The organism is Neobacillus niacini (assembly GCF_036961885.1).
Classification (GTDB): domain Bacteria; phylum Bacillota; class Bacilli; order Bacillales; family Cytobacillaceae; genus Neobacillus; species Neobacillus niacini_H.
Window position 1 is genome coordinate 82895 of the sequence record NZ_JBALNQ010000027.1, and the last position, 7955, is coordinate 90849.

10 protein-coding genes are annotated in these 7955 nt (G+C 37.0%); 8 read left to right on the plus strand and 2 right to left on the minus strand.

Annotated features, from left to right (window positions below; translation table 11 throughout):
• The first annotated feature begins 84 nt into the window (after positions 1-84).
• From V7124_RS12825 to V7124_RS12860, 8 genes are all read left to right on the plus strand, one after another.
• Entirely contained in the window at positions 85-276 is a 192-nt protein-coding gene (locus V7124_RS12825; RefSeq protein ID WP_335418106.1) for a hypothetical protein, read from the plus strand.
• Between the two features lie 23 nt (positions 277-299).
• Positions 300-1232, plus strand: coding sequence for a D-2-hydroxyacid dehydrogenase (locus V7124_RS12830; protein ID WP_335489599.1), 933 nt, complete (start codon positions 300-302; stop codon positions 1230-1232).
• 192 nt (positions 1233-1424) lie between these two features.
• Entirely contained in the window at positions 1425-1784 is a 360-nt protein-coding gene (locus tag V7124_RS12835) for a DUF3147 family protein (protein ID WP_335418103.1), read from the plus strand.
• Positions 1785-1801: 17 nt separating this feature from the next.
• Complete coding sequence (locus tag V7124_RS12840; RefSeq protein WP_335418100.1) at positions 1802-2203, plus strand: DUF3147 family protein; 402 nt, start codon at positions 1802-1804, stop codon at positions 2201-2203.
• 334 nt (positions 2204-2537) lie between these two features.
• Positions 2538-3623: an FAD-dependent monooxygenase gene (locus V7124_RS12845; RefSeq protein ID WP_335489602.1), complete on the plus strand. Its 1086-nt coding sequence runs from the start codon at positions 2538-2540 to the stop codon at positions 3621-3623.
• Positions 3624-3785: 162 nt separating this feature from the next.
• Complete coding sequence (locus tag V7124_RS12850; RefSeq protein ID WP_335418097.1) at positions 3786-4454, plus strand: phosphatase PAP2 family protein; 669 nt, start codon at positions 3786-3788, stop codon at positions 4452-4454.
• Positions 4455-4485: 31 nt separating this feature from the next.
• Positions 4486-5034 (plus strand): GNAT family N-acetyltransferase, encoded by a 549-nt coding sequence (locus tag V7124_RS12855; RefSeq protein WP_335418095.1) that lies wholly within the window; start codon positions 4486-4488, stop codon positions 5032-5034.
• Between the two features lie 67 nt (positions 5035-5101).
• Positions 5102-6115 (plus strand): S66 family peptidase, encoded by a 1014-nt coding sequence (locus V7124_RS12860; RefSeq protein ID WP_335418093.1) that lies wholly within the window; start codon positions 5102-5104, stop codon positions 6113-6115.
• Between the two features lie 70 nt (positions 6116-6185).
• Here the strand turns inward: V7124_RS12860 and V7124_RS12865 are convergent, their stop codons facing one another.
• Positions 6186-6626: a GNAT family N-acetyltransferase gene (locus tag V7124_RS12865; RefSeq protein WP_335418091.1), complete on the minus strand. Its 441-nt coding sequence runs from the start codon at positions 6624-6626 to the stop codon at positions 6186-6188.
• 280 nt (positions 6627-6906) lie between these two features.
• Positions 6907-7955, minus strand: a 1049-nt coding sequence (locus V7124_RS12870) for a hypothetical protein (RefSeq protein WP_335489605.1), incomplete at its 5' end; no start/stop codon positions are given.

Genomic DNA, 7955 nt, shown 5'->3' on the forward strand with positions numbered 1-7955 from the left:
GAGGAGGCTCACCGACCGCCCGCGGAAAGCGAAGTGCCTGGAGCTCAAATCAACAACTAAATGAAAGAAAGGAGCGTGCAAAGAATGAAATTCTTTAAATCACAAATGAAACAGTTAGTAAAAGAAAATAAAGACTTGCAAAAGCATTTAAAAGAATTGATCGATGAACACCAACTTGAAAAAAACTTAGCCCTTAAGGCGTTGTATCATTCAGAAGTGGCGGATGGAGGAAGATATCAGTCTGCCTATCAAGCACTCGACCTTCCTAAAGGGTGAAAATAATAAAAAGAGGGTAAACAATGAACATATCAAATATTCTAATCGTCAGTCCAATGTACAAGGAACTAAGCAAAATTATCGAAAAGGAAGCCCTGCATAAGACGTTTCGTTTTATACCTGAGGAGGAGCTTATACAGGATGATTTAAGCTGGGCAGATGCCCTGGTTTCTTTTAATCTGAAAGCTGATTATGATTACAGTCATGTAAAATGGGTCCATTCCCTTGGTGCAGGGGTTGATCGATTTTTATATAAGAAGGATTGGAACGAGGATATATTATTAACGAGAACAATTTGTTCATTTGGACAAAGGATTGCAGAATATTGCTTGAGTTATATTTTAAAAGATTTACAATTTCATGATGTTTTTCAAGAACAACAACAGCAAAAGAAATGGGTGCAGCATACACCGAAATTAGTGGCCGGTCAGAAGGTTCTTGTTTATGGGACAGGCGAAATAGGTCAAATGATTGCCAAGTTTTGTTCTGGACTAGGGATAGAAGTATATGGGGTATCATTAAGTGGACAGGAAAAAGCATATTTTAAGGAAGTCATGATGGTGAATTCCCATTTTTCTCGATTAAATGAAATGAACTATCTTATCAATACGTTGCCATTGACGGAACAAACGGATAGGTTATTGGATGAAACAGTTTTTACCCAATTATCAAATGCGGGATTTATTAATGTCGGTAGAGGTGCTTCAGTAAATGAAGGAGCCTTAATTCAGGCGTTAACAGATAACCACGTTAAATTTGCCGTACTTGATGTTTTTTCAAAAGAACCACTACCAGAAAATAATCCATTATGGAGTCATCCCAGGGTTCAAATCACTCCTCATATTTCTGCTGTAACCACCCCACAAGAGGGGGCAGCTTGTTTTCTTGACACTCTTAAAAATATAGATGAAAACAAGCCACTTAAGAATATCGTGGATACAGCAAAAGGTTATTAAATGGATAAACGTTAAAACCCTAAATTAATATAGGGTTTTTTCTTTTTGATTTTACTTGGTAACGCTTTAAAAATCGTAATGAAATGTTCACATGTATAACAGTAAAAATGAGTTAAAATAAACGTATTAACGTAAACATGTGAATTATTTCACATTTTAAATTTAAGACTTAACAGTCAGAGGTGTAACGTCATGGGTGAACTTTCAATAAGTGCCTTACTGATTAGATTTCTTTTAGGAGGAGCAGCTGTAGTTGGTTCCACGCTTGTTGCCAGGAAGTTAGGAGAAAAAGCTGGGGGAATATTTGCTGCATTTCCAGCAGTTTACCTAGCAGCTTTATTGACAGTAGGGTTGGACTTTAATGGCGATGAGCTTGTAGCTCATTCGATCCTTTTATCTAAAGGTGCGATTGTCGGAATGGGTATCAATATTCTTGTTGCAATGCTTGCAGGATACCTTCTGCCAAAACATGGATGGAAACGCGGTTTACTACAAGCTATGGGGTTTTGGCTTGTTGCCTCAATGGCAGTTGTTATAATTACGACTTATTAGAGAGAAGGGTACAACATATGTTCAAAGATTTACTTATTCGCTTTTTTCTCGGCGGGGCAGCTGTAATGATAAGCTATATGATTACAGTTATTTCTCCATGGAAAATCTTAGCTGGAATTTTTGCAGCATTTCCAGCCGTGATGATTACAGCCGTGTTAATGGTAGGGATTGCTTCTGGATCAAAGAATGCAGCCAAAATTGCCAATGGATCTGTTTTTGGGATGATTGGCGGCGTTATCTGCGTGGCAACGGTATGGACCGTATTACAAGTCAGTGGTAATTGGGGACTGAGTATTGTTTTAGGACTTCTGTTTTGGCTTGGCAGTTCAATAATGGTTGCATCTTTTAGGGAAAAGGTGAAAAATAAAGGTCGAATTAAAATAACGATACCTTTTGGTATCCAAGTTAGACATAAATAAAGTAATAAACAAGACGGCTGACGCCGCCTTGTTTTGGCTATAAATCGAACTAATTCCTCTTTATCCTCAGTACCTTCCTCAGTACCATTTTCCGTTTGTTCTGTTTCTTCCGTTTCTATAAAAAACTTCAATATTTTTGAATTATTGTTTACAAATTATTAAAAATACTTGTTACTTTATTACTAGTAATGGTAAGAAGAAATGATTGACCAGTTGGGCATAATTTGTTACTCTATACTTAACTTTTTTTCTTATCAAGAAACTTTTTGTTGGATTACGAAAACAATTTAACCTGACATAGATTTTTTTAAACTAACTCAAGAAGGTGGCAAAAATGAACTTACATGCAGATGTTTGTATCGTTGGCGGTGGACCTGCAGGGTCATTACTAGGACATTTATTGGCTAAAAACGGGGTATCAACCGTAATAATAGAACGTTCTGCTGGAGTTAACAGACAATTCAGAGGCGAGCATATTAATGCCGAAACGGAAGCAATTTTAAAAGAACATCAATTATTTAAGAAAATAGAAGAACTCGGACTTCTTAAAATGAAAAAAGTTGAGTATTTTGCGGGTAAAAAGATTGTTAACAGTATATCACCTGGTGACCATGAGGATCATGTAGGAATTCATGTGCCCCAAGCACATTTACTAAGTGCCATCATACAAGAATCAGAGGCAAATAAAAATTTTCAACTATTATTTAACACAACTGTAAAAGAATTAATTCAAGATGAAAACGGATTTTATTCAGGTGTGAAAGCTATCCAAAATGGGGAGGAAATCCACATTTCAAGTAAAGTTACAATTGGTGCAGATGGTCGATATTCAACTGTACGAAAGCTAGCAAACATACCGACCATTGAAATGACTCATGGATATGATGTTTTGTGGGCGAAAATTCCTGCTCCAGCAGGCTGGCAACCGACCACGAGGATGGTCCTTGTAAATGGTCATCAGCTTGCGTTGTTTACACAAACGGGTGGCTTCATCCAAATTGGCTGGAATATTCCAGAGGGATCATTCCCTACGCTAAGAAAAGGTTCATTACAGCCGTATCTGGAGCCACTCATTGACAGTTTTCCTGAGTTAAAAGCGGGGGTTAGTGAGAACCTCCGTTCATGGAACGACTTTGTTTGTCTAAAGGTACAAAGTTCTAGAAGTGAAACATGGGTAAAAGATGGATTGATCCTAATAGGGGATGCTGCACATACAATGACACCAACGGGAGCAATTGGAATTAACTGTGGAATGAAAGATGCACATGTCTTAGCACCGATATTAACCAAAGCAATTATCGAAAATGATATTAGTGCAGTACAATTGAAAACCTTCGAAATGAGCAGAAAAAATGAAATCAAAACCCAACAACTCATGCAACTAAAACAAGAAACCTCATTCGCGGAGAAATTTGCTTAACAAATATTGCGGTGACAGGCACCAAATATACAAAAATTGCTGATTATAAGCAGCCTTTCTTGTATATTTGGTGCCTTTTTATTGAGTTTTTTGTAGGATAAGTAGGATTGGGGTGTATGGGAAATTATATGTTTATCTATCTAAGAAAGGGGGATGAACGGGATGAAAATTAAGTTTGAGCATACGCGCGCATTTTTGATTAGCTTGATCGCTCTATTGGCTTTTAGTATAACGGCTCTCCTGGTTAGGGCGGAGAAAATCGTTGATTTTGATTACGCTGTTATTGATATCGTTCAATCACAAGAGACTCCATTTTTGACGGGAATCATGGAGTTTTTTACAATGATTGGTTCAACACTAGCCGTGGCCATCCTAAGTCTTCTGATCCTATTCATTCTATATAAAGTTCTGCACCACCGTCAGGAATTACTTTTATTTATTATTGTCGTTGTGGGTTCACCCTTACTAAACTTTATCCTGAAAGAAATCTTTCACAGAGCGCGCCCAGATTTACATCGACTGATTGGAATAGGTGGATACAGTTTCCCGAGTGGCCATGCCATGAATGCTTTCACTGTATATGGAATTCTTACCTTCTTGCTTTGGCGTCATATCTTTAATCGAATAGGTAGGAGCCTCCTACTATTTTTTAGCTTGTTTGTAGTCTTTATGATTGGCTTAAGTAGAATTTATTTAGGAGTACATTATCCAAGTGACATCATGGCTGGGTATTTTGCCAGTGGTTGTTGGCTAGCCTCCTCTATTTGGTTCTACCAATGGTACATGGAGAGACAGCCGCATCTAACGAGTAGAATGCTTAAAAGATCATAGCTTTAAAAAAATAAGCAAAGGAACTGGGATTATGGAATTTATTACTAGGGATCAATGGGATGAAGAACTATGGAGTCAGGTGAGGAATATCTATAATGTTGCATTTGGCGAGCATGCAACAAAGCCAGAAAAAATTATTCGCAATATGTTTGACAAAGAACTTTGTACACTACATGTTCTAATAGATAACGAGAATGTTCTTTCGATGGCGCTAACTGGTTCTATTCCAGGTTCAAGTGTTCTACTATTAGATTATTTTGCAGTTCGAAAGGATCTGCGTGGTCATGGAATAGGAAAGGGTTTTTTTGATTACATAAAAGAATGGGCAGGTTCTCAGGCTAAATATAAAAGAATCCTGGTAGAGGTGGAATGTGATGAAACCCCACAAAATCTTGCAAGAATAAATTTCTGGGAAAAATGCGGATTTCACCTGTTGGATGATTATCAGCATTGTTATAGATGGGGTCCGCAACACTACATGGCAATGGTGATGCACCTGAAGGGCAAGCCAGCACCACGGTTAAAAGGGGAAGATTGTCTAAAATATATAGCCTCTTTTCATAAAGAATCCTACAAATAGCTAGTGCTCTTCTCATTAACAAAGTAGAATAATTATAATAAATTCTATTTTGAGAGGATGAGCGAACATGATTACATATCCGATTTTAGAAAAATCGGCAACAATTGGAGTGACGGCACCTTCTTCAGGTGTGGAACCTGAATTGCATGATTTGGTTAAACTTTCTTGCAGCCGGTTAGAAAAGCAAGGATTTCGTGTCATCTGTGGAGATACAGTTTGGACCCAGAAAAAAGCAAAATCTTCACTTGCCACCAAACGTGCCCATGAGTTTAATGGAATGATGCAGGACGATACTATTGATCTAATTATACCGCCTTGGGGTGGGGAGCTGCTGATTGAAGTCCTTGATAAAATAGATTTTGCCTCTTTAAAAAACAAATGGATTTTAGGCTACTCGGACACAAGTTTATTGTTGCTTGCTACTACCCTAAAGATGGGCCTTGCAACTGCTCATGGTACGAATTTAATCGATTTAAGAGGAGAATACTCGGATGAGACCACATCAATGTGGAAAAGTGTATTATCTACCGAAGCAGGTGCTTCTATTAAGCAGTATTCTTCCATAAAATTTCAAAAGAAATGGCAGCATGATCAACCATCACCATGTGTATTTCACTTAACTGAATCAACCATTTGGAAAACTGTCCCTGGGGATAAGGTTAAGGCTGAAGGGCGTTTGCTTGGAGGATGTATTGACATCATAAGGCATTTAATTGGTACACCGTATGGGGACGTACAGAACTTTAGAAAAAAATTTATCAATAATGATCCTATCATGTGGTATCTAGAAAATTGTGAATTGAAAACGACCGATTTACGTAGGTCTTTAGTACAAATGAAATTAGCAGGCTGGTTTGAGAACACTTCTTGTATCATGTTTGGTCGAAGCACTGCCAATGAACCAGTAGAAGGTTATACCTTAGAAGATGTTTATCAAGATTTATACACCGAACTCCAAATTCCAATTGTTTATGACATTGATTGCGGTCATGTGCCCCCACAAATCACATTTGTGAATGGAGCATATGGAGTGGTCGAGGTAGAAGACGGGAAAGGAACTTTGGTCCAGCATTTTAAATAATAGAAAAATAGGTAGTAATCACTTACCATTATAGCCATTGAAAAGACATTCAAGCTTGAATGTCTTTTGACTAATCTAAGTTTTTTGTCATCAAAGTTGAGACGTCAGTAAAACCAAGTTTTCCGTACAGGTGTTTCGCATGGTTTCCAGCATAAACATTTAATTGGACTTTTTTATAGCCTTCAGAGCGTAATTGGATAAATGCGGCCTGACATAACTTTTTAGCTACACCATGATTACGAAAAGGAGGGAGTACATACATTTCATTTATAAAACCGACCGTTTCATCCGTGTTTTGATCAATAATTCGCCCCAAACCAAGCCATCCTTGCAGCATATTATGTTTAACTCGGACAAGGTAATACCCTCCACCGTTTAAAAATGGGGACATGAGTTCCATCGCCTTTTGATGGCTTGGCGTAACGTAACCCATTGTGGCTTCCTTTAATACTTTTAAATGGTAATTTAATATATTTTGAGTCTCTTCATAGGTTGCTTTCCTAATTGTCATTCACACTGCATCTCCTTTTAAAAAAACAAGAAAATTAATTCCCGTCACTAGTCAAATACCTATCCTATAGTATGAAAATAAGCAGCTTTTGTTTCGTTTCCATCATAGAATCAAAATTATTAACTATAGAGAAAAATTCACCTATGAAACTTCGATTCGTGTAACGATGACTTAGGGGTTAATAGCTGGTTTTTCATTGAATTAAATGTGAATAATTGAAAATAAGTTATATTTCCATACATAAAGTCCCCATTTCGATATTAAAATGGGGACTTTCGTATTAAATGATATAAGGTCCAAAAAATACCGTCAAAAGTAAGATGTGTATGCCTACAAAATACATAATTCTTACAGTTCCACTCCAATCATTTACTCGCTTTGTATGAATCGCTAACCAATATGCAATGATGGCAAAAAGAATCATATAAAAATACGAACTACCAGTAAAAGTTAAATAATCGGGTGCTTTTAAATAAATACTGTCAACAAAAAATTTATCTATCCAAATGACCGCTGCAAGTGCGTAAAGTCCAATTCCAGTATAAAAGAACCAGGAAGGATCGCGATCAATGCTTCTATTTTTAAAGAAATACATGACGACAATAAAAATAACAGGCCATAAAAACCATATCACAGTAAGTGCAATCCCAATAAAGGATGACGTTATCATTCCAAGTGTTTTTCCAAGGGCGTTTAGCCAATCGTCTTGTGAAACCTTGATTTGGTTGCTGATTTTATTAATTTCAGCTGTTGAGATGTTAATCTTATGACCTTTTGCACCTAAGTCTAACCATGCAATCGTTTTGTCATTTATCCATTGTGGGTTTGTGGAAATCTCCGGAGTATTGCTGCGTCGTTCTGTTTTTGTTGTACCATTTTCCGCTATTTCTGCCGAATAAATATTAAAAGTTGTGTTGTCATTAAATTGAGTTTCAGTGCGTCCATTTGCTTGGAATAAAATAGTTGGTTTACCATTCCTGAAGGTAAGAACTACATCTGAAACTTCGGTTAAACGGTTATTACCAGCTGGATCATCGTAGGTTAACCGGTGTAAAGTTTCGGTATTCTGACCGGACAGGCTTGTTAGCATAAAATAGGTAAAAAATTCTGGATTCCCCTGTGTTGATACTAGCTCTTCCTGAAGTAACAAAGCTAGTTCCTGTCCATCTAGTGCAAAGGAAATATCATTAACCACTTTTCCTGGATCTACCTTAATTCTTGATTGATATAAGCTTTTTATTTGCCCATTTTGAAATTGTTGAAGTGTGATATCAACACCATTTGGATCAGATGAATATAACAATATATAAATTCCATCTTGGTTTTCTT